The sequence below is a fragment of the Vibrio sp. 1-Bac 57 genome (assembly GCF_037546855.1).
In the GTDB taxonomy this organism is placed as follows: Bacteria; Pseudomonadota; Gammaproteobacteria; order Enterobacterales; family Psychromonadaceae; genus Psychromonas.
Genome location: NZ_JALAAC010000091.1, coordinates 1 through 1292, shown reverse-complemented (window position 1 = coordinate 1292; position 1292 = coordinate 1). Strand labels below are relative to the sequence as shown.

At 39.1% G+C, this 1292-nt stretch carries 1 protein-coding gene; it reads left to right on the top strand.

The window, feature by feature from the left end; translation table 11 throughout:
• The first annotated feature begins 154 nt into the window (after positions 1-154).
• Positions 155-1282, top strand: coding sequence for an ISAs1 family transposase (locus MT391_RS20625; protein ID WP_499499964.1), 1128 nt, complete (start codon positions 155-157; stop codon positions 1280-1282).
• The last annotated feature ends 10 nt before the right edge of the window (positions 1283-1292 follow it).

The following is a 1292-nucleotide window of genomic DNA, read 5'->3' as shown; positions in this document are numbered from 1 at the left end:
CAGGGCTAAATCATGAAAAGCCTAAAAAATGAACAGCGTTTTTATAAAAATAAAGTGACAGATATCGCACGATCATTCTTATCACAATGATCGACTAGCAGATCACATTTAGCTGTGATCTTATGCTTCTCTTTAAGTTAGAGAGAAGTCACCAATGAATGGATTAACCTTGTTAGATCATATTTCAATAATCAGAGAGCATCGCCAAGAGTGGAAAGTTACGCATAAATTGCCTGAAATTTTGTTTCTAGCAATTACTGCAACCATTGCTGGTGCTGAAGGTTGGGACGAAATATCTGATTTTGGTGAAGATAATATAGAATGGTTACGTAAATTTTCTGACTATGAAAATGGTATTCCTTCTTACCACACAATCGCCCGTGTATTCTCTGCAATGAATCCGAAAGAATTTCAAAAAGCTTTTATTGCATGGATGAATGATTGCCAGGAATTAACACACGGAGCCATCATTGCCATTGATGGAAAACGGTTAAGAGGTTCATATAATCAAGCAGATAAAAGCGACGCCATTCATATGGTCAGTGCATTCGCCGCTGGTAATGAGGTTGTACTGGGGCAAATCACGACAGATCGCAAATCTAACGAGATAACAGCGATTCCCAAGCTTCTAACGTTGTTGGATATAAGAGGCTGTTTGATTACCATTGACGCAATGGGTTGTCAGACGAAAATTGCCAAAAAAATTGTTGATGGTGGTGGCGATTATTTACTTGCAGTGAAGGGTAATCAGCCTAGGTTACTTGAAGCAATGAATGAAGTTTTTAGTATTCCTAAGCTTGAAGCTGCATCAGATAATGTATTAACCCAAACAGAAAAAGGCCATGGTAGAGAAGAAACTCGCCATCATATGGTTGTAAATGATTTAAGCGTTTTAGGTGATCTTGTTTTTGAATGGCCAGAGCTAAAAAGTTTAGGCTATATTGTGTCATTCAGAACAGAGAAAGGTAAGACAACAGAAGCTTCTGCTCGATTCTATATTAGCTCCGCGGATTTAAGTGTTAATGAATTTGCTAATGCGGCTCGAGAACACTGGGCTATCGAAGTTAAACTGCATTGGAAACTCGATACCGCAATGCATGAAGATGCCAGCAGAGTTAGAAGAGAAAATTCTGCAGAAAACTATGCAACGGTGCGTCATACCGCACTTAATCTGCTAAATGCGGACAAAACATTTAAAGCAAGTATCAAGAGAAAACAAAAGAAGGCCAATCGAAATACAGATTACATCGAGCGAGTCCTTACAGGGCAAGGTGCTTCATGATTTCGCCCTG